The sequence below is a fragment of the Mycetocola sp. Y171 genome, assembly GCF_056713165.1.
Window position 1 is genome coordinate 1,700,751 of sequence record NZ_JBWYGX010000001.1, and the last position, 20,782, is coordinate 1,721,532.

Annotated in this window: 20 protein-coding genes; 9 read left to right on the forward strand and 11 right to left on the reverse strand. The window is 66.9% G+C overall.

Annotated elements, in window-relative coordinates:
• Positions 1–13: 13 nt before the first annotated feature.
• Positions 14–889, reverse strand: a complete 876-nt coding sequence (locus AC1M2K_RS08190) for a fumarylacetoacetate hydrolase family protein (protein ID WP_480240581.1) — start codon at positions 887–889, stop codon at positions 14–16.
• 183 nt (positions 890–1,072) lie between these two features.
• Here AC1M2K_RS08190 and AC1M2K_RS08195 point away from each other — a divergent pair, with 183 nt between their 5' ends.
• The 5 genes from AC1M2K_RS08195 (at position 1,073) to AC1M2K_RS08215 (ending at position 6,776) form a co-directional block, all read left to right on the forward strand.
• Positions 1,073–2,353, forward strand: a complete 1,281-nt coding sequence (locus tag AC1M2K_RS08195) for an L-fuconate dehydratase (RefSeq protein WP_480240582.1) — start codon at positions 1,073–1,075, stop codon at positions 2,351–2,353.
• Positions 2,350–3,306 carry an aldo/keto reductase gene (locus AC1M2K_RS08200; protein WP_480240583.1) on the forward strand — a complete coding sequence of 319 codons (957 nt, stop codon included), beginning with the start codon at positions 2,350–2,352 and terminating at the stop codon, positions 3,304–3,306. Before AC1M2K_RS08195 ends, AC1M2K_RS08200 begins: the two co-directional genes overlap by 4 nt.
• Positions 3,303–4,145, forward strand: coding sequence for an amidohydrolase family protein (locus tag AC1M2K_RS08205; RefSeq protein WP_480240584.1), 843 nt, complete (start codon positions 3,303–3,305; stop codon positions 4,143–4,145). Before AC1M2K_RS08200 ends, AC1M2K_RS08205 begins: the two co-directional genes overlap by 4 nt.
• 31 nt (positions 4,146–4,176) lie before the next feature.
• Entirely contained in the window at positions 4,177–4,596 is a 420-nt protein-coding gene (locus AC1M2K_RS08210; protein WP_480240585.1) for an RbsD/FucU family protein, read from the forward strand.
• Between the two features lie 122 nt (positions 4,597–4,718).
• Positions 4,719–6,776 carry a MinD/ParA family ATP-binding protein gene (locus AC1M2K_RS08215; protein WP_480240586.1) on the forward strand — a complete coding sequence of 686 codons (2,058 nt, stop codon included), beginning with the start codon at positions 4,719–4,721 and terminating at the stop codon, positions 6,774–6,776.
• A gap of 235 nt (positions 6,777–7,011) precedes the next feature.
• On the opposite strand, the gene AC1M2K_RS08220 is transcribed toward AC1M2K_RS08215, so the two are convergent.
• Positions 7,012–7,881 (reverse strand): sugar phosphate isomerase/epimerase family protein, encoded by an 870-nt coding sequence (locus AC1M2K_RS08220; protein ID WP_480240587.1) that lies wholly within the window; start codon positions 7,879–7,881, stop codon positions 7,012–7,014.
• Positions 7,882–8,092: 211 nt separating this feature from the next.
• On the opposite strand from AC1M2K_RS08220, the gene AC1M2K_RS08225 reads away from it, so the two are divergent.
• The 4 genes from AC1M2K_RS08225 (at position 8,093) to AC1M2K_RS08240 (ending at position 12,873) form a co-directional block, all read left to right on the forward strand.
• Positions 8,093–9,601, forward strand: coding sequence for a sugar ABC transporter ATP-binding protein (locus AC1M2K_RS08225; protein ID WP_480238524.1), 1,509 nt, complete (start codon positions 8,093–8,095; stop codon positions 9,599–9,601).
• 5 nt (positions 9,602–9,606) lie between these two features.
• Entirely contained in the window at positions 9,607–10,629 is a 1,023-nt protein-coding gene (locus tag AC1M2K_RS08230) for an ABC transporter permease (RefSeq protein WP_480238523.1), read from the forward strand.
• Between the two features lie 220 nt (positions 10,630–10,849).
• Positions 10,850–11,830, forward strand: coding sequence for a substrate-binding domain-containing protein (locus tag AC1M2K_RS08235; protein ID WP_480238522.1), 981 nt, complete (start codon positions 10,850–10,852; stop codon positions 11,828–11,830).
• 80 nt (positions 11,831–11,910) lie between these two features.
• A complete protein-coding gene (locus AC1M2K_RS08240; RefSeq protein ID WP_480240588.1) occupies positions 11,911–12,873 on the forward strand; it encodes an aldo/keto reductase in 963 nt (320 codons plus the stop codon).
• Here AC1M2K_RS08240 and AC1M2K_RS08245 read toward each other — a convergent pair whose 3' ends face one another.
• From AC1M2K_RS08245 to AC1M2K_RS08285, 9 genes are all read right to left on the reverse strand, one after another.
• Entirely contained in the window at positions 12,874–13,833 is a 960-nt protein-coding gene (locus tag AC1M2K_RS08245; protein WP_480240589.1) for a phosphotriesterase family protein, read from the reverse strand. It abuts the gene before it with no gap.
• Positions 13,830–14,744 carry a shikimate dehydrogenase family protein gene (locus AC1M2K_RS08250; protein ID WP_480240590.1) on the reverse strand — a complete coding sequence of 305 codons (915 nt, stop codon included), beginning with the start codon at positions 14,742–14,744 and terminating at the stop codon, positions 13,830–13,832. Before AC1M2K_RS08250 ends, AC1M2K_RS08245 begins: the two co-directional genes overlap by 4 nt.
• Positions 14,741–15,367 (reverse strand): bifunctional 4-hydroxy-2-oxoglutarate aldolase/2-dehydro-3-deoxy-phosphogluconate aldolase, encoded by a 627-nt coding sequence (locus AC1M2K_RS08255; RefSeq protein WP_480240591.1) that lies wholly within the window; start codon positions 15,365–15,367, stop codon positions 14,741–14,743. The genes AC1M2K_RS08250 and AC1M2K_RS08255 overlap by 4 nt, the downstream gene beginning before the upstream one ends.
• Positions 15,368–15,369: 2 nt before the next feature.
• Complete coding sequence (locus tag AC1M2K_RS08260; RefSeq protein ID WP_480240592.1) at positions 15,370–16,353, reverse strand: NAD(P)-dependent oxidoreductase; 984 nt, start codon at positions 16,351–16,353, stop codon at positions 15,370–15,372.
• Entirely contained in the window at positions 16,326–17,825 is a 1,500-nt protein-coding gene (gene xylB / locus AC1M2K_RS08265) for a xylulokinase (protein WP_480240593.1), read from the reverse strand. The genes AC1M2K_RS08260 and xylB overlap by 28 nt, the downstream gene beginning before the upstream one ends.
• Positions 17,826–17,830: 5 nt before the next feature.
• Positions 17,831–18,409 (reverse strand): glucose-6-phosphate isomerase family protein, encoded by a 579-nt coding sequence (locus AC1M2K_RS08270; protein ID WP_480238515.1) that lies wholly within the window; start codon positions 18,407–18,409, stop codon positions 17,831–17,833.
• 98 nt (positions 18,410–18,507) lie between these two features.
• Complete coding sequence (locus AC1M2K_RS08275; protein WP_480240594.1) at positions 18,508–19,326, reverse strand: GntR family transcriptional regulator; 819 nt, start codon at positions 19,324–19,326, stop codon at positions 18,508–18,510.
• A gap of 22 nt (positions 19,327–19,348) precedes the next feature.
• Positions 19,349–19,753 carry a D-ribose pyranase gene (gene rbsD, locus AC1M2K_RS08280; protein WP_480240595.1) on the reverse strand — a complete coding sequence of 135 codons (405 nt, stop codon included), beginning with the start codon at positions 19,751–19,753 and terminating at the stop codon, positions 19,349–19,351.
• The gene (locus AC1M2K_RS08285; protein WP_480238512.1) at positions 19,750–20,712 is read right to left on the reverse strand and encodes a ribokinase; all 963 of its coding nucleotides are present in this window, start codon (positions 20,710–20,712) and stop codon (positions 19,750–19,752) included. The genes rbsD and AC1M2K_RS08285 overlap by 4 nt, the downstream gene beginning before the upstream one ends.
• Positions 20,713–20,782: the final 70 nt, after the last annotated feature.

Below are 20,782 nucleotides of genomic sequence, written 5' to 3' on the forward strand. Positions count from 1 at the left end.
GGGTTGCTCCTAGCTAGTGGTCTGCGGATGCGCGGTCGGCTGGGTGCGCGACGAATTGCTGCCTCTGGCGGCCGAGACCTTCGATCTCGATCTCCACGACATCACCGTCTGCGAGGTACGGGAACCGGCCGGACAGTGCGACACCCTCAGGTGTGCCGGTGAGGACGAGGTCTCCTGGCTCCAGCGCCAGGTACTGACTCAGGTGCCAGATGACGTAGTTGACACCGAAGATGAGGTCGACGGTCGACGAGTCCTGCCTGGCGTCGCCGTTCACGAAGCTCGTCAGGCGCAGGTTGCCGTGGTCGATCTCGTCCGGCGTGACGAGCCATGGCCCTGTGGGGTTGAAGCCGGGCGCGCACTTGCCCTTCGACCACTGGCCGCCCGAGACCTCGAGCTGGAACGTGCGCTCCGAAACATCGTTGGCGGTGACGAAGCCCGCGATGTAGTCGCCCGCCTCGTCGGGGGAGTCCAGGTACGACGCCCGCTTGCCGATCACGACGCCGAGTTCGACCTCCCAGTCGGTCTTCGTACTTCCACGGGGGATCTCGACCGAATCGTTCGGGCCGACGACAGTGTTCGGGGTCTTCATGAACATGATCGGGATCTCGGGCGGCGCCGACCCCGACTCGGCGGCGTGGGCCGCGTAGTTCATGCCGATGCAGATGACGGCGCTCGGGCGCGCGATCGGCGCACCGATACGCAGATCAGCCGCTCCGTCGAGTTCGGGGAGTGACCCATCGGCGACCGCAGTACGCACGCGCTCGACCCCGTCCGATGAGAGGAAAACACCGTCCACGTCGCTGGTGATCGACGAGATGTCGAAATACGAGTCGTCGTGGAGAACGACGGGGGTCTCAGAGCCGATCGGGCCCAGTCGAGCGAATTTCATGCGGCAACTCTCTGTCTCGGTGTCCAGCGTTCGCGCCCGATCGAGAAGCCCCGGCGGTGGAACGTCTGAACTATTCTGCCGCGGATCCCGATGCCTGAGCCGAGATCAGCGACACGTGTTCGTGATTGACATTCTATACATCGGATGTTTAGGGTGAGGAAGCCGACCAAGGAGATCATTTCCGTGAGCACCATCACCGCGCTGGAAACCAGCGACATCCGCTTCCCGACGTCGACATCTCTCGACGGTTCCGACGCCATGAACCTCGACCCCGACTACTCCGCGGCGTACGTCCGGATCCTGACCGACGCCGACGACGGTCTCGAAGGGCACGGCTTCGTCTTCACCATCGGACGCGGAAACGACGTGCAGGTCGCCGCCATCCAGGCGCTCGCCGGCCACGTCGTCGGCCGCAGTGCCGAAGAGTTGCTCGCCGACATGGGCGCCACGTGGCGGGAGTTCGTCTGGGACTCACAGCTGCGCTGGCTCGGCCCGGAGAAGGGCGTCATGCACATGGCCATCGGCGCCGTTGCGAACGCACTCTGGGATCTCAAGGCCAAACGTGCCGGCCTGCCGCTGTGGCAATTGCTCGGACGGATGAGCCCGGAGGAGATCGTCGAACTCGTCGACTTCCGCTACCTCACCGACGCGCTCACGCCCGATGACGCGCTCGAGATCCTTCGCGCGTCGGTCCCAGGGCGAGCCGAACGCGAAGCCGAACTCCTGTCCACCGGATACCCGGCATACACGACCACCCCCGGCTGGCTCGGGTACAGCGACGAGAAACTCGTCCGCCTGGCGAAGGAAGCCGTGGCCGACGGATTCAGCATGATCAAGCTCAAGGTCGGCGGCGACGTCGACGACGACATCCGGCGGATGCGACTGGCCCGCGAAACCGTCGGACCCGGCATCCGCATCGGCACGGACGCGAACCAGCGCTGGGGCGTCGACGAAGCGATCGAATGGATGTCCCGGCTCGCGGAGTTCGACGTCGCGTGGATCGAAGAGCCCACCAGTCCTGATGACATCCTCGCCCACGCCGCCATCGCCCGCGGTGTCGCCCCGATCCCCGTCGCCACCGGTGAGCACATGGCGAACCGGATCATGTTCAAGCAGTTCCTCCAGGCCGACGCCCTCCAGGTGCTCCAGATCGACGCCTCCCGCGTCGCCGGCGTCAACGAGAACATCGCCATCCTGCTGCTCGCAGCGAAGTTCGGTGTTCCGGTCTGCCCGCACGCCGGCGGGGTCGGGCTGTGTGAGGCTGTGCAACACCTGTCGATGTTCGACTTCGTCGCCGTCTCCGGTTCCCACGACGGCCGTGTCATCGAATTCGTCGACCACCTGCACGAGCACTTCGTCACCCCGGTCGACATGAAGGACGGGGCGTACCAGGCGCCGATCGCGCCAGGGAACGGTATGGAGATGCACGCGGCCAGCCGGGCCGAGTACGCTTTCGGCAAATGAGCGAACTGCACCTGCCCAGGCTCGGCTACGGCGCCGCCAACGTCGGCAACCTGTTCCGCGCGCTCAGCGACGACGACGCGTGGGAGATCCTGCAGTCGGCGTGGGATGTCGGCATCCGCTACTTCGACACCGCCCCGCACTACGGACTCGGGCTGTCCGAGCGGCGCCTCGGCGCGTTCCTCGCCACCAAGCCGCGTGATCAGTTCGTCGTCTCGACCAAGGTCGGCCGGCTGCTCGAAGACCACCCGGAGGGCGCGGCGGAGCTCGATATGGAGAATGACTTCGCCGTCCCTGCCGACAAGCGGCGGGTCTGGGATTTCTCGGCCGACGGCATCCGGTCCAGCGTCGAGGATTCGCTCGAACGCACCGGTCTCGACCGGTTCGACATCCTCTATCTTCACGACCCCGAACGGAACAGTCTGCGTGACGGGCTCGACGAAGCCGTCCCTGCGCTCGCCCACTTCCGCGACCAGGGCATGACGCGTGCCATCGGCGTCGGATCGATGGACACCGACGCCCTGCTCGCCTCGGCCAACACCGGGGCACTCGACCTGCTCATGGTCGCCGGCCGGTACACCCTCGCAGAACAGCCGGCACTCGCCGACGTGATCCCGGCCTGCCGGGTGAACGGAGTCGGGATCGTCAACGCGTCCGTCTTCAACTCCGGGCTGCTCGCCACGGACAACCCTGGCGCCGACGCCAGGTACGAATACGGCGGTGTACCCGCACCCGTTCTCGCACGGGTGCAGTCGATCGCCGAGGTCTGCCGTGAGTTCGGCGTCTCGCTCCCGGCCGCTGCCCTGCAGTACACGCTCCGCGACGACACGGTCCGCTCGATCGTCGTCGGCGGAAGCAAACCCGAACAGCTTCGCCAGAACGCCGCGCGCATGATGGAGACGATCCCTGACGACCTGTGGTCGACGCTCACCGAGAGAGGGCTCATCCCGGCATGAACGCTCCGCTGCGCATCGACGCGCACCTGCACCTCTGGGACCTGACCGTTTCGGAGTACGGCTGGCTCGGACCGCAATTCGGCCCGCTGTACGCCAGCTGGTCCGCGGAGCAGGCCGAGCCTGAGCTCCGCCGTGCGGGTATGGACGGTGCGATCCTCGTCCAGGCCGAGGACTCCCGCATCGACACGCAGTTCATGCTCGACACGGCCGACGCCCACGAGTGGGTGCTCGGCGTCGTCGGCTGGGTGCAGCTCGATTCGACGGATGCTGCGCGCCGCGACCTCGACGTGTGGACCCGGCATCCGAAATTCCGTGGCATCCGGCATCTGCTCAACGACGACCCGCGTGACGGATTCCTCGACCTGCCCGACGTGCGCGCTTCGCTGGCCGAGGTCGCCAGGCGAGGGCTGGCCTTCGACGTGCACGACGCGTGGCCGCGTCACCTCGATGCGGCTGCACGGCTGGCCGGCGACCTGCCCGAACTGACCCTCGTGCTCGACCACCTGGCGAAGCCGCCGCGTGGGCACGACGATTTCGCCGACTGGCAGGCGAGCATGACCCGGTTCGCGGCGCACCCGAACACGGTCGGCAAGCTGTCGTCGCTGCGTCGCCCCGACCAGCCGTTCACCGTCGACGCGCTTCGCAAGGTGTTCGAGCTGGCGCTCGAATCGTTCGGACCAGACCGGCTGATGCACGGCGGCGACTGGCCGATGACGATCCCGGCCGGCGGCTACCAGCCGACCTGGGAGGTCATGAGCGCGCTCATCGCCGAACTCAGCACAACCGAGCAGGATGCCATCCTCGGCGGGACCGCCGCCCGGGTGTACGGCATCCGATGATCACGATCACCAATCGAGAGGAACGAGCCACATGCTGCAGGGCATCAACCCCCTATTGACCGGCGAACTGCTGTTGCACCTGGACGAGATGGGGCACTCCGACACCGTCATCATCGTCGACGCGCACTTCCCGGCATCCCGGCTCGCCGAACGACTGGTCACGCTGCCGGGGACCACGTCGCCTGAGGTGCTCGAAGCGGTGCGCAGCGTGCTGCCGCTCGACGACAGCCCCGCCGTCGACCTGATGACCTCCGCCGACGGCACAGTGCTCGACGTGCAGAAGGAACTGCTCACGGCCGCGGGTGTCACGGAATCCGATGTGCGTTTCGTCGACCGTTTCGACTTCTACGACGACGCCGAAGACGCCTATGTGATCATCCGCACGGGGGAGACCCGCAAGTACGGTTGCGTGATCGTGCGTAAGGGACTCGTCGGACACGAATCCGCCTGATTGCAAGGGGATTGCGCCCCCGAACGCGGCACACGCGATACTGGTACTCGTGAAATGGTCGCGGAAACGCCGGGAGGGCGCCAACCGGCCACGGAGAGAAACGGTGACCAGACGTGTCAGACATGTCGAATGAGCCACACATCACTGCCCTTGTCCGTGCTGACGGCACGGGCGAAGTGTCCGTCGACGGCGACACGTCGCAGGTCCATGCCGACGACATCGAGGGCGTGCGGGCGGCGATCATCGCCCGCGTGACCGAGGTGGCCGTCGAGCGCGACCGCCCGGTGCGGGTCGCAACGACGGACCTTGACGGCATCTACCCGCTGATCGTCCACCCCAACGGTTCGGTCGACTCCGACGGGCCCGTCATCCTGGCGGATGCCGCAGTGGGCGACGGCGACGTTCATGGGTCGCATGTGTCACATGCCGATGACGGCTCCGACGATGACGATTCGGATGATGACGATTCGGATGTCGCGGGCGAGGTCGACGAAGACGCCGGCTTCGGCGTGGACCCGGCTTCCGCTGGGAACCCCGGATTTGATGTCGGCACCGATGACGACTCCGACGACGGCTCCGACCAGAACCACGGAGGCGACGACGGTTCCGATCGCGCCGACCAGGCATCGGATAATGACGCCCACGGCCCTGGGGCGAACCAGGGAGACAGCGGCGGTCATCCTTTCGTGGGTGACAGCAGCGACGACGCTCCGGTCGACAACGCTCCGGTCGACGACGCTGACGGCGATGACACCGAGAGCGGCGTCTGGCGGCTCGGTGACGACACCCCCGTGCCCGTCGATTCTTCGGAGCCTGAATCGGACGACGAGTCCCGGCCCGACAATCAGGCCCAGTCGGTGGAACCTGCCCTGATCCCGCCACCTCCATTCGGGTTCGACGACCTCCTCACCCCGTCGGATCCCGCAGACGGATTCGTCTCGGCGCCGACGAGACGATCGACGTTCCAGTCGTTCGAAGCGGCGCTCGGATTCGCCGACAACCAGCCACATCAGGGCCGCGACCGGGACGAACCACTCAACGACCCGGCTCCCCATGGCGCCGGTGGCTTCCCGGTCTCTGACTCAGCGGGCACCGCCGGAACCGATCCGACACTCGGCGCGGAACGGTCCACCGAATTCGCACCGACCGCAGCTCCAGAGAACGCGGCCCCGGTTCCCGACCTTCCCGTAGCCGGCCTTCAGACGTTCTCGCCCCCCGCCGTCGCGGCCGGTGATGCCGACGACTCGGCGCCGACCCTCGACGATTTCCTGCAGTCGCGGCCATCGGCATCCGTCGGCCCGGCGAAGAAGGGCTGGCAAGGGCTCATCACGCGCATCACCGGCGGGCTCATCTCGCCGAAACCCGGCAAGGCCGAGCGCGCGCACCGTGATGCGATCGAACGGGTGCAGCGGAGCCTCAAGGGCCCGCGCACCATCGTCGTGCTCAATCCCAAGGGTGGGGCGCACAAGACCACGGCGACGCTGCTGCTCGCCGCGACCTTCGGCACGCATCGAGGAGGGTCCACCCTGGCGTGGGACAACAACGAGACCCGCGGCACGCTCGGCTGGCGGGCGCAGCCGTCGCGCCATTCGAACACAGCGGTCGACCTGCTCCGCGACCTCGACCGGTTCGCCGACGTGAAGTCGGCGAGGGTCGGCTACCTCGACAGTTACGTGCGCGCGCAGGGTGATGCGCAGTTCGATGTGCTGGCTTCGGACGAGGATGCCGCCGCGTCGTCGACGATCGACGCCGCCGCGTTCAGGAGCCTCCATTCGACGCTGAGCCGCTTCTACCGGGTGCTCGTCATCGACACCGGAAACAACATGAGGGCGTCGAACTGGGAGGCTGCCGTCGAGGCCGCGGATCAGCTCGTGGTCGTCACGACCGTCAACGAGGAAACAGCAGCCAGTGCCGCCTGGCTGCTCGACGGACTGCGCCAGAAGGGTCATCAGGACAAGGTCGGCAAGGCCGTCACGATCCTGTCGTCACCCGGAGACACCGTGCAGCCGGAACTCTCCCAGCGCCTGCACGCCCACTTCGCCGCGCTCACCCGGGTCGTGCTCGAGGTGCCGTACGACCCGGGATTCCAGAGCGGTGGCCCGCTCAACGTCGACCTGCTCGACCCGAAGACACGTGAGGCGTGGCTGCAGGTGACGGCCGCGGTGGCCGACGGGCTGTAGCCAGGACCCGAACCCGACCGCGGTCGGTGAGCCCGGGACAAGGACAGCAGGCATCCTTGTGCGGGGGCTCTGCCCCTGTGCGATGGTGATGCACTCGCACGGATATCAGGAGATCACACGGTTCGCAGGACAGTTCGGGGGGAAAAGTCCTGACAACCGTGCGATCTCCTGTTTTGATGCCGATCTCGATGCGCGGCCTCGCTTCGCTCGCTTGCTACTCGATCAGCGGGGAGGCCTAGTGCAGACTGATCGACTCCACCGCACGCAAATGGTCACGGATGAAGCGGTTCGCGTGCGCGGCGAGGTCGTCGGAGTCGTCCCACAGGTTGCGCCAGATTCCGAGCATCCTGCTGAGGTCCTGATTGACGACCGCCGACGAGAACGACTCGAATACGACGGGTCCGTCGTACGAGACGCGGGCGAGGCCACGGAAGAATGACCCGAAGTCCACGGTGCCCGAGCCGAGGTAGCCGCGGTGGCTCTCGCCGATGTGCACGTACCCCAGGCGCGAGTCGACATCGAGCACCGGGGTGTAGAGGTCCGACTCCTCGATGTTCATGTGATACGTGTCGAGGTGCACCGAGACGTTGGAGTGGCCGATCTCGTCGAGGAACCCGAGCGCCTGCCTGCCCGTGTTGATCACGTTGGTCTCGTAGCGGTTCACGACTTCGAGGGACAGGTGCACACCGACGCCCTCGGCCCTGGAGGCCAGACGTTTGAGCGCAGCGGCACTCGATGCCCGGCCGGAGGGAGTGACCGGTTCCATGTATTTCTTCATGGCGCTGTAGATCACGCCGCAGAGTCTCGTGCCTCCCATGGCGTGCACGATGTCGATGCATTCCTCGAGCATCCGTTCGCCTGCGGCCACGACGGCGGGGTCGTCGCTGGTGAGGTCGGTGGCCTCGCTGAGGCCGAGCGATGCGCTCACGGCGAGGTCGTTCTCCTTGAGCAGGCGAGCCGCAAGCATCCGATCAAAGCCGAACGGGTCCATGAGGGGAATTTCGATCAAGTCGAAGCCGGCCTGCTTAGTCTTTTCGATAGCCAAGGTCAACCCCGCCTGCTCGAATGAGCCGGTGAAGACGAGAGCGTGTGCGCCAATGAGCACGATCGTGTCCTTTCACTTCACAAGCGCCCCAGATCGGGACGCCGGTTTTGGATCCACCCTATTCGGATGCTGCGGAATTAGATACATTAGGGTACAACTAGTAGTCCGGCCGAGGAGAAATCTTAAATTGGTCGGATCTTTGAGCAATTCCGTGGCATGATCATCATGACCGGAACCTCAGGTTCCATCCTCCGATGAAGTAGGTGAATGAGTGACTACCCAATTGCTGAAGGTCAGCGGGATCAGCAAGAGCTTCCCCGGCGTGCAGGCACTCCAGGACGTCCAGTTCGAGCTGAACCGCGGTGAGGTCCTCACCCTCGTCGGCGAGAACGGCGCAGGCAAGTCCAGCCTGATGAAGATCCTCTCGGGCATCTACGCGAAGGATGCCGGCACGATCGTCCTCGAGGGCGAAGAGGTCGACATCGACAGCCCGCGCACAGCGCAGCACCTCGGTATCAGCATCATCCACCAGGAGATGAACCTGATGCCGCACCTCACGGTCGCCCAGAACATCTACATCGGACGTGAACCGCGCACGATGGGCTTCGTCAACGAACGCAAGCTCAACAAACAGACCGACGAACTCCTCAAGCGGTTGGGCATCCACCTGAAAGCGCGTCAGAGCGTCGGCGAACTGACCGTCGCCCACCAGCAGATGGTGGAGATCGCCAAGGCGCTCTCGTTCGACGCCAAGGTCCTGATCATGGACGAGCCCACGTCGGCGCTGACCGACTCAGAGACCGAGACGCTGTTCTCCCTCATCGCCGGCCTCAAGGAGCACGGTACGGGGATCATCTACATCTCCCACCGGATGGAGGAGCTGCGCCGCATCGCCGACAGGGTGACCGTACTGCGCGACGGGCGCTACATCGGCAGCCTCGACAAGAACGAGATCGACATCCCGACGGTCATCGAGATGATGGTCGGCCGTCACATCGAAGAAGGCGCCCGCCCCGAAGCCCGCGAACACGCCCACGACGACATCGTGCTCAAGGTCGAGACCCTCGGCACACGGCACCTGCTCAAGGACATCAACTTCGAACTCCGCCGCGGCGAGATCCTCGGGTTCGCCGGCCTGATGGGTGCAGGACGCACCGAGGTTGCCCGCGCGATCATCGGAGCAGACCCCTCGGAGGGGTCGGTGATCACCGTGCAGGGCAAGCAGGTGAAGATCTCGCAGCCGGCGGATGCCGTCGCGCACGGAATCGGCTACCTCTCCGAAGACCGCAAGGCGCTCGGCCTCCTGCTCGAGCGCGACGTGAACACGAACATTCTGCTCGCGTCGCTGAAGGACTACACCGGGCCGCTCGGCTTCATGCGCCCCGGCAAGGGGAAGCAGAAGTCCCGCGGCTACGTCGAATCACTCCGGATCAAGACGCCGTCGATCAACCAGATCACCAAGAACCTGTCCGGTGGCAACCAGCAGAAAGTCGTCATCGCCAAGTGGCTGGCCAGGGACTGCGACATCCTCATCTTCGACGAACCGACGCGCGGCATCGACGTCGGTGCCAAGGAGGAGATCTACAAGCTGCTCAACGACCTCGTCGCGCAGGGGAAATCGATCATCATGATCTCCTCCGAGCTTCCTGAGGTGCTGCGGCTGTCACACCGCATCGTGGTGATGGCCGGGGGACGCATCACCGGCATCCTCAACAACGAAGACGCCAGCCAGGCGAAAATCATGGACTATGCGACCAACATGGGCGACGAGAAAGAGTAAGAGCAATGAACGCATCTCCTGTCATCGAACAGACGCCGAAGGCACCGGACGCCGCTCCGGCGAAGTCGGGTGGGGCCATGTCCTTCCTCCGCGCCAAGCTCCAGCAATCGCTGGCGTTCGGCACGCTCATCGTGCTGGTGATCTTCTTCTCGATCGCGAGTAGCAACTTCTTCAGCTGGTCGAACATCTCGAGCATCCTGCTGGCCACGGCCGTGATCGGCATCCTCGCGCTCGGCACGACGTTCGTGATCATCACCGGCGGCATCGACCTGTCCATCGGAACGGGCATGACACTCGCCGCGGTGATGACCGGTATCTTCCTCGTGAACATGCAGTTGCCGCTCATCGTCGGGGTGATCGGCGGAATCCTCACCGGTGCGTTGATGGGTGTCATCAACGGTGTGAACATCGCGATTCTGAAGCTGCCGCCGTTCATCGCGACGCTCGCGATGATGCTCATCGCCCAGGGCCTCGCCCTGGTCATCTCCGGCGTCCGCCCGATCTACTTCTCCAGTGTCGAGGGCTTCAAGAACATCGCACTCGGTACCCTCATCCCCGGGCTGCCCAACGCGGTGCTCATCCTCTTCCTCCTCGCCATCGTCGCGTACCTTCTGTTGAGCAAGACCATCTTCGGCCGGTACACCTTCGCCATCGGCAGCAACGAAGAGGCCACCCGCCTCTCGGGTGTCAACACCCGCAAGTGGCTCATCGTGGTCTATACGGTCGCCGGCGTCTTCACCGGTTTCGCCGGCGTCGTCATCGCCGCCCGCCTCGACTCGGCCCAGCCGCAGATCGGCGTCGGCTACGAACTCCAGGCGATCGCGGCCGTCATCATCGGCGGTACCTCACTCCTCGGCGGACGCGGCTCGATCATGGGCACCGTGATCGGTGCACTCATCATGAGCGTGCTCATCAATGGCCTGCGCATCATGTCGATCCAGACCGAGTGGCAGAACGTCGTGGTCGGGATCGTCATCCTCATCGCCGTCTTCACCGACACCCTCCGGCAGCGGAGGTCGGTCTCCTAGGCCGTCACAGACCGGGAAGGGCTGGCAGTACCCGAGAGGCCGGGCTGCTCTTCCCCAGCCGATCGCGAAATCGATTGCATCGGCGGGATTACAGGGATATAACGATCTTGTATCTACATGTACTCTCGCCACCACACGGTCACTCGAACGAAATAGCATGGCCGAGTCAGCCCCCCGGCTGGCCCCGAACGAACAATGGAGTTATTCGATGAAAACAGGTATGAAAGTCGCAGTCCTCGCGACCGCGGCCGCGGTGGCACTCAGCCTCGCCGGCTGTTCGAACGGTGGCGGCGGCGGAACGACCGACGACGCCGAAGGCGGCGACGGCGACATCACGATCGCACTCGTGTCCAAGGGCTTCCAGCACCAGTTCTGGCAGGCAGTCAAGACCGGTGCCGAACAGCGCGCTGAAGAGCTCGGTGTGACAGTGACCTTCGACGGCCCTGCCGCCGAAACCGAGATCGATGGCCAGCTGCAGATGCTGCAGGCGGCCATCGACAAGAAGCCGGATGCCATCGGCTTCGCGGCCCTCGACCCCGAGGCCTGCATCCCGTTGTACGAATCCGCTGAGTCGGCAGGCATCCCGATCGTCGAGTTCGACGCCGGCTGCTCCAGCGAATACGGCCAGAGCATCGCTAAGACCGACAGCCTGGGCGCCGGCGCACTCGCCGCCGACCACATGGCTGAACTGATCGGCGGAGAGGGCGAGGTCGCGATCGTCGGCCACAGCCAGATCAACTCCACCGGTGTCGAGCGTCGTGACGGATTCGTCGAGCAGATGGAAGCCGAATACCCCGACATCGAGATCGTCGACATCCAGTACGGTGACGGCGACCACCTCAAGTCGGCTGACATCGCCAAGGCCATGATCTCGGCCCACCCGGACCTCAAGGGCATCTACGGCACCAACGAGGGTTCGGCCATCGGCGTCGTCAACGCCGTCGGTGAGCTCGGCCTCGACGAGGGCGAACTGACCGTCGTCGGCTTCGACTCCGGCCAGGCCCAGATCGATGCCATCACCAACGGCATCATGGCCGGCGCCATCACCCAGAACCCGATCGGTATCGGCGAGGAGGTCGTTCAGGCGGCCTACGACATCATCCAGGGCGACACCCCTGAGGAAGTCATCGACACCGGCTACTTCTGGTACGACGCCACCAACATGGAAGACGAAGAGATCGCTTCCGTCCTCTACAAGTAACACCGCTCCATTGCAGTGCCCGGCCCCTTCCCCGTTCGAGCGGGGGAGGGGCTGTGCTGTACCCGGAAGGATCCGCCCCAGTGACGACCCCTGCGAGCCCCATGGATTTCGGCCGCCTCTCATTCGGCGGAGCATCACTCGGCAACCTGTTCCGGGCCGTCGACGACGCGCAGGCCGCCGCGACACTCGAAACGGTCTGGGACCTCGGCATCCGTTACCTGGACACGTCGCCGCACTATGGGCTCGGGCTGTCCGAGCGGCGGATCGGCGAGTTCCTCACCGGCAAACCACGTGACGAGTACCTCATCAGCACCAAGGTGGGACGGCTCCTGGAGCCCACCCCTGAGCGTGCCGGAGAGCCTGACGACACCTGGTTCCTCGTGCCCGCGACAGCGCGGAGGGTCTGGGACTACTCGGCCGACGGCATCCGTCGCAGCCTCGACGACTCTCTCGAGCGGCTCGGGCTCGACCGTATCGACATCCTCTACCTGCACGACCCCGAGCAGTACGGGGTGCAGGATGCCATCCCCGGCGCGCTCGAAGCGCTCGCCTCCCTGCGGAACGAGGGACTCGTGCGTGCGGTCGGCGTCGGCACGAGCGACGTGGGCATTCTTCAGGCCGCCGTCGACGGCAGTGACATCGACCTCGTGATGGTCTCGAACCGGTACACCCTGCTGGATCAGCCGGCCCGGTCAGCCCTCTCGGAGCTCTGCCTCGCGAGGGGTGTCGGCATCGTCAACGTGGGCGTCTTCAACTCCGGACTGCTCGCGACCCCCGAACCCCGTGCAGACGCACACTTCGAATACGGGCCCGTGCCGCCTGCGATGCTCGAGAAGGCCGGGCGGATCGCTGCGGTCTGCGCAGCGCACGGAGTGGAGCTCCCGGCCGCGGCGCTGCAGTACAGCCTCCTGGACCCTGCCGTCCGCACGGTTGTCGTCGGATCGGCGGACCCGGCCGAGATGCGTCAGAACGCAGAACGGATGGCTGCGGTCATCCCCGATGCGTTGTGGAGCGACCTGGCCGCTGAAGGCCTCGTGGCCTGATCAGTGACCGTCCCACGCCAGCCAGCGTTGCGGGCTGTCGGAGAGGATGCCGCGAACGGCCTCACCGCCGATCCGATCGGCCAGGCGGGGAAGATAGCGCTGCCCGAGGTACGCGAGTCCTGGCATCCCGCCGTACGCAACGTACCGCGTGCTGCGGGCGACGTCGCCGCCGAGAAGCACCGAGGCGCCCCCCGCGACGACCTCCGCGGTGAGGTCGAGTAGCTCGGCATCCGTGCGCGTGCGGGGCCGAGCCATCCCGTCGTAGCCGAGAAACGCGCCGCGGGCGGCCAGTTCGAGATGCAGCCCGGCGTCCGGGTTCCTGTCGGCGTGGGCGAGAGCGACACGGTTCGACGGCACACCACCCTGCTCGAGAAGGTCGAGCACGTCGTGCGCGGCCGTGCAGAATTCGAGGTGCACCATCACCGGCGCGCCCGTTTCGGTGTGCGCGCCCGCGATCGCGTCGATGACGGTCCGCTCGAACGCCGAGATGTTCCAGTAGCCGATACCCGCCTTGAGCACTCCGGCGCGCACCGGCGTCCCATCGGGGCCGGATGCCCGTTCCCCTGAGCCGTCTGAGTGCGGCATCCCCGCCGTCAGGTCCGTGAGGAACAGTGCCGTCAGCGCCGTGACATCCAGGTCCCTCAGCCAGTGATCCGCCGGGTAGTGGGCATCCCGGTGGGCGCCGGTCGTCGCCACGACCGTGAGGCCGGTGGCCCGGCTGATCCTCGCCACCGCTGCCGGGTTCCGCCCGAGGCCGACCGGGGTGGCGTCGACCATCGCGTCGAAGCCGCTCGACCGCAATGACGCGGCCTCCGCCTGCGACGCTGCCTCGTCGGTCAGTTCGTCCCCCGGCAGGAGCGGTGAGACCTGGAAGAGGTGTTCGTGGTAGTCCACCCGGCCGAGGTCCGGAGCGGGTACGTCGCCGAGCACCGTGCGGACGAGACCGGGCGCGCTGGTCATCGCGCGTCCGCCGCCGATTCGGCGAGACGCTCGACGAGCGCGTCGGTGAGGTCGATGGCGAAGACCTCGGCGATCACCTGCGTCCAGCCGTGGATGAAGTACCTCCAGCCGTCGATGACCACGAGGTCGGATACCGACTCCTGCTCCCTGGCCTGGGCGAGGAACTCGAGGGTTCCGCGGTAGTTGAACTCCCAGACGAACGCCCCGTGGGGGAATGCGGCGTCGTCGGGGACGGGGGAGCCGGGCCGGTCCTTACCGAGCCCTGACGCGTTCACCACGAGGCTGGACGCCGGCAGCGCTGCGAGCAGGTCCCTGGTCACCTGGGCGTCGGATGCCAGGACGTAACGGATGAGCTCCGCCGGTGTGCCGCGGCGAGAGTGGACATCGCGGAGGTGGTCGAGCCTCGCTGTGCTCGTGTCGGTCACGACGATCGCGCGTGGACGGTCGTCGCGCTCGCTGAGGTACCAGCTGAGCGCCGTCCCTGCGCCGCCCGCTCCGAGGATCAGGACCTCGGCGCCGGTCGATGCGAAATGGTCCGAGGGGAGGAACTCGCTCGCCGCGAGTCCCGCGGTGATCGGGTCCTTGGCGTGACCGAGCAGGGCGCCGTCACGCTTCGAGATGCTCGACACCTCGCCGCAGAGGGTGCTGAACGAGTCGAGGTCGTCGAAGAGGTCGCTCGCGGCCTCGAACAGCCCCATCTTGTGCGTGGTGACGAGGGCGCCGAGGTGGTCGGGGTCGTCGCGGATCTGCTCGACGAGCGTGCGGTAGTCCGTGGCCGAGGCGTCGAGCGGGAGGTCGTGCCCGACGAGGGTCCTGGTCGGCAGGTCGAGGATCTCGGCCCAGCGGGGGAAGATCTTCATGATCGAGGAGCCGGAGGTACTGACCCCGACGAATCCCATGTGTCCGCTCATACGGATGCCCCGGTGCGCGAGAACAGCTCGGCGCGGCGGGTGATCTCCGCCCAGTCCTGCCCGGACAGCGCTGCGACCGGGCAGAGGTCTCCACCCGCGCCGACGGCGATCGCGCCTGCGTCGAACCATTCGTCGATGTTCTCGGGGGTGACTCCTCCTGTGGGCATGAGCGGCACGCCGGGGAATGGGCCCCGAAGGGCTCTGAGGTACGCCGGCCCGCCGAGCGACGCCGGGAAGATCTTGACCACGTCGCTCCCGTACTCCACCGCGGCCATGACTTCGGTGGGGCTGAGCGCGCCCGTCATGACCACGAGACCCGTGGCCTTCATCGCGGCGGTGAGCGACTCGCGTGTGCCGGGGCTGACGAGGAATCGTGCACCGGCATCCGCTGCCCGTTCCGCCTCCCGCGCCGTGGTCACCGTTCCGGCTCCGAGATAGATCCTGTCGCCGTACTTCTCGTCGAGCGCTCGGATCACGGCTGGCGCGTCCGGGGTCGAATAGGTGATCTCGAGGCCTGTGACGCCACCGTCGACCAGGGCGTCGGCGGCGCGGATGGCGCTCTCGGCGGACGGCGCACGCAGCACGGCGAGCACACGGGTGGACTTCAGGGTTTCGAGCGACATGCTCAGCCTTTCGACGGGACGGGATGAGGAGGAGCGGCGCCGCCCAGCACGGCGAGCACGTTGTCGACGGCGAGCGAACCCATGCCGTCGACTGCTTCGACCGTCTGAGCGCCGAAATGCGGGGTCACGATGACCCGGTCGGCGATGTCCTCCGCCAGCAGCGCGGAGGGGAGGCCGCTCGTGTCCCCTGTGAGAGTGTCCGCGGCGAATCCGGCGATGACGCCGTTCCGGAGGGCGGTGGCGACCGCCTCCTCATCGACGAGGTCGGGGCGGGCCGTGTTCACGAGTACGAGACCAGGGCGGGCGGATGCCAGCCAGCCGGCATCCACGATCGCGGTTCCGCCCGGTGCGTGGAGGCTGACGAGGTCGCACCGTGCCGCCATCGACGCGACGTCGAGGGGTTCTGCGCCTGCTGCGCGGATGGCGTCGCCTGCCAGCCACGGGTCGTGGGCGACGACTCTGGAGCCGAAACCGGACAGTCGTCGGGCGACCCCCTGGCCGATCCGTCCGAATCCGACGATGCCGACGGTGAGCGACCCGAGTTCACGGCCGCGGAGCACCGACCAGTCGCCTGCGCGCACCCGGCGATCGCCCTCGGTCGTTCCGCGGAGTACGGCGAGCATCAACCCGATTGTGTGGTCTGCGACGGCGCTGCTGTTGGCGCCAGGGGTGTTGGTCACGACGACGCCGCGCTCGCGCGCTGCTTCGAGGTCGACGGCCTCGAAGCCGACGCCGTACCTGGCGACGACCTTCAGCTGCGGGGCGGCAGCCAGGTGTTCAGCGGTGACCGGGCCGGTCCCCGCGATCCACGCGACGGCGTCGGCGAGGGCGGGGCGGAGCTCGTCGAGGTCGTGGCCGGATCCGGCGACGATGACGGTGTGGCCCGCGGAGGCGAGCTCACCAATCAGGTCGCGGGAGCCGGAGGAGAACGACCTGCTCGTGGCGAGGATCACGGCCATCAGCGCGTGGTCCTTCCGCTGTTCCACGCTTCGAGCCCGGCGTAACCGTCGAGGAAGACCCGGTGCCTGCCGAGGTAGTCGGAGTGCCTGGAGGCGTCGGGGGAGAACTCGGCGGTGACCTCGGAGAGGCCGCGCGCTGCGCCGAAGTCGTCGACGAGGCCGAGCCCGACCGCCGCAGTGACCGCAGCGCCGAGGCTGTTCGCCTCCTCTACGATGCTCCGGCGGCGCACAGGAACGCCCCAGACGTCGGCGAGGATCTGCAGCCACACGTCGCTCGCCGCGCCTCCGCCGATCGCGTCGATCCTGTCGACTGTCGCGCCGGATTCGCGGAAGGCCTGGATGCAGGTGAGCAGGTTGAAGGCGACGCCCTCGAGCACGGCACGCGTCATGGCGGCCCGCCCGTGGTGCCTGCCGATTCCGAGAAAGGCGCCTGCGGCATCCGGGTTCCAGTACGGGGAACGCTCGCCGAGGAGATAGGGGAGGAAGTAGAGCCCGCTCGTCGAGGCACCCGCCGTGGAGGCATCGGCGACGAGCGCTGAAAGTGAGGCGCCGGACGGCTCAGGGCTGAGCAGCTCGTTGACCCACGCGAGCGCAGCGCCTCCCGCCTGCATGGTGGCCGTGGGCACGTAGCTCCCCGGCACGACGTTGTCGAACGTCATGGTCCGCATCAGAGGGTCGTAGACCGGGGTGTTGCTGGCGAAGGAGATCCACGAGGAGGTACCGAGGCAGACGTATGCACCGTCTTCGGGAGCGACGATCCCGGCGCCGACCGCGGCGATGGGGCCGTCGCCTCCGCCCATCACGACACGGGTGCCGCGGTTCAGCCCCGTGGCGCTCGCCGCATCCGCGGTGAGTTCGCCCACGATCTCCGTCGACTCGAGGACGTCGGGGAACAGGGCGGGGTCGAGCCCGGCCGCGGCGAGCATGTCGGGCGACCAGGTGCCACGCCCCTGGTCGTATGCGTTCGTGGCGGATGCATCCGACCGGTCTGTGGCAAGACGTCCGGTGAGTCGGTGGATGACGAAGTCCTTGGCGACGCAGAAATGCGCGACCCGCGCGAAGACGTCGGGTTCGTTGTCGCGCACCCACATGATCTTCTCGAGCGAGTAGGTGGGGTTGAGCCGGTGCCCGAGCAGTGAGTACGCGCGGCCCTGGCCGATGACGGACTCCAGTGCCGAGGTCTGCGCGCTCGAGCGCGTGTCTGCCCAGATGATCGCCGGTCGCACCGGGCGGTAGGCGGAGTCAAGGAGGACGGCGCCCATCATCTGGCCGCTGATGGCCATCCCTGTGACCTGCCCAGGGTCGACGTCGGAGCGCGCGATCAGGTCGCGCGTCGCCTGGACGACCGCGTTCCACCAGTCCTCAGGGTCCTGCTCGGCGACGCCGCCGTCGGCGAAGTGAGCGGGGTAGCCGACCGTGACGGCGCTGACCAGGCGGCCGTCGTCGGTGTGCAGCGACGCCTTGTTTCCCGTGGTCCCGAGGTCGTGCGCGATGATCATGTCGATCAGCTCGCGTCGTAGTCGACGAACTCGACGCCGGAATCCCCGGCGAGAACACGGCGGCCCATCCCGTGCTCGAGGACCCAGCCGTAGTCGTGGCCGGCGCCGCCGGGGTACACGGCGAGGAACGAGTAAGGCTCGTCTCCGACGTTGATGCTGCGGTGTGCCCAGCCAGGCGGCATGTAGCCGATCGTTCCCGGCGTCATGTCGACCCACTCGGTCTCTGTGCCGTTGAACATCAGCAACCCGCCGTGACCGGAGATGCCCAGGTAGATCTCGCCCTGGTGGTTGGGGTGCTGGTGCCCCTTGGTCATCCAGAGCTCGCCTGCGGTCGCCCCCGGCTGGATCGTCGTGATCGACTGGGGGAGTTCGCGTTCGACCTCAGGCACACGCGACGAGACGACGGAGTAGACGACGGGGTCGCCGTCCGCGACGGCCTTCTCCCAGGCCGCGTGGTCGCGGAACAGTCCTTCGAGATCTGACATGCGACGGGTGAGGGTCGGTCCCTCCGGCTGGAGCGTTCCTCCGGCCGGGTCGAAACGGATGCTCATCGGCGGAACGGGAAGGGCGGAATAGGTCGGCACGGTGTCTCCTCGGTCGGCGCAGCGGCGATGCTGCAGTTACAGAGTACCTGTAATTACAGGTGACATGTAATTACAGGTTGCATCCGGTCTCGGGTTGATCAACGCAGCCCGGTGTGGCGCAGCGACGCAGTGCTGGGGTCGTTGGGAGACGCGTTGAGCTGGAACTCGAAGCGGCTGCGATCACCACGGTGGTACGCGATGAAGAACTCCATCGGCCGGTCGTTCTCGTCGTAACCGACGCTTCGAAGCACGAGGAGGGCCTGGCCGGTTCCGACTCCGAGCAGGTCGCCCTGCTCCTCTGTCGCAGACGCGGCCTCCGCTGAACGCACGCCGCGGACCGCGCGGATGCCGTGGGTCCCGAGCAACGCGTAGAGCGACTGGTCCCGCAGGTCGTCCTCCAGGACGAGAAGGCCGATGTCGTGAGGCAGGTACGTCGTCGACCAGGACCACGGCTCGTCGTCGACGTGCCTGAGCCGATCGATGACGACGACGGGGGCGCCTGGGGCGACTCCGAGGGCATCCGCCACCTCGTCGTCGGCCGGGGCGACCTCCTGCCTGCGGACGTCGCTGTGCACGTGGCCGCCGCGGGCGGCGACCTCTTCGTACAGCCCGGTGAGCGTGTGGACGAGGCTTTCCGGGGTCTTCTGGTGTGCCACGAAGGTGCCCTTGCCCTTGACGCGCTCGATCACGCCCTGGTGCTCGAGTTGCGACAGCGCCTGCCGGACCACCGTGCGCGACACTCCGAACTGCTCGCAGAGCCGGTGCTCCCCGGGCAGAAGGTCTCCCGGGCGCAGGCCAAGCCTGGCGATGTCGTCGATGATCCGGTGTTTGAGCTGGTGGTACATCGGCACTGGAGCCTGCCGGTCGATGTCCGCGGCGGTGCCGCGGTCGAGTTCTGGGTCGGTCGCGAGGGTCACTGGGGTCGATTCTGCCTGGGCGTTAGTAGGCCACGCCGGCCTGGAGGATGACGTTGGCGTACGGGGTGAACTCGCCCGAGCGGACGAATGCCCTGGCGTCATGGGTGCGGAGCTTGAATTCCACGTGGGGGATGAGTTCGATGGTGACGCCGAGGGGGTCGAGCCGGTCGCGGAGGCCCTGAAGGACCTGCGGGCTGCGCTCTTCGACTTCGGCGGAGACGATGGCGCCCTCGATGACGAGTTCGGCGAGGACGGTGTCGAGCACGTCGAAGAACGCCGGGTCGCCCGGGCGGTAGGCCAGGTCGACGCGTTCGGATCCGACGGGGATGGGCAGGCCGGCGTCGGTGACGACGAGAAGATCGGTGTGCCCGGTCTCCGAGATGATCCGGGAGAGCTGCGGGTTGATCGTGGTGTTCGAGCTCCTCATCGGCTGACGGCTTTCTGTGAGGCGGCGAGAGCGTCGACCTCGTCGCGGTGGGGGAGGCTCGGGGAGGCGCCTCGGCGGGTCACGGTGAGCGCACCGGCGGCGATCGCCCGGCGGATGGCATCCGTGATCCCGTAGCCGTCGGCGAGGGAGGCGCCGAGGTAGCCGGCGAAGGCGTCACCTGCCGCAGTCGTGTCGACGGCGTCGACCTGGATCGAGTCGAACGTCTCGACGTCCTCCGCGGTGACGAGGACAGCTCCGGCCGCCGCCATGGTGATCAGCGCGCTCGTGGCTCCCCTCGCGGTGAACCAGCGGCCGGCTTCGATGGCGGATGCCTGATCGGTGACGGCGATTCCCGTGAGGATCGATGCCTCGGTCTCGTTCGGTGTGACGATGTCGACCAGCGGCCAGATGCTCTCGTCGAGGGCGGCGGCAGGGGCGGGGTCGAGGACGACCGTCAGCCCGGCGTCATGCGCCTTGCGGACGGCGTACTGGGTGAGCGCCCAGGGGATCTCCAGCTGGGTCAGGAGCACCCGGCAGCGGGCGCCGAGCTCGTCGAACGCGGTGTCGATCTGCGACTCGCTCAGCGATGAGTTCGCCAGCGGCACCATGACGATGTCGTTCTCGCCTGAATCGTCGACGCGGATGTGGGCGATCCCGGTCGGACCTGGCACGGTACGGACGTGGTCGATGTGCACGCCGGCATCCCGCAGTCCGCCGGTGACGAGATCGGAGAAGAGGTCGGTGCCGACGCAGCCGACCATGTGGGCATTGCCCCCTGCCAGCCCGGCGGCGACAGCCTGGTTCGCGCCTTTCCCGCCGAGCACGAGGGTGAAGTTCTCGCCGAGGATGGTCTCGCCTCGTGCAGGAAGTCGGGAAGAGAACGTGGTGAGGTCGGCGGTGATGCTGCCGACGATCAGCACGCCGCCCGGCGCGGATGCCGACGACTGTGTCTGGCTCATTGTTGCCTTTCGCAGGGCGTTGCGCCCGTCACGGGAACCCCTCGTCGGGTCCCCTGTTGCTTGTCATTAC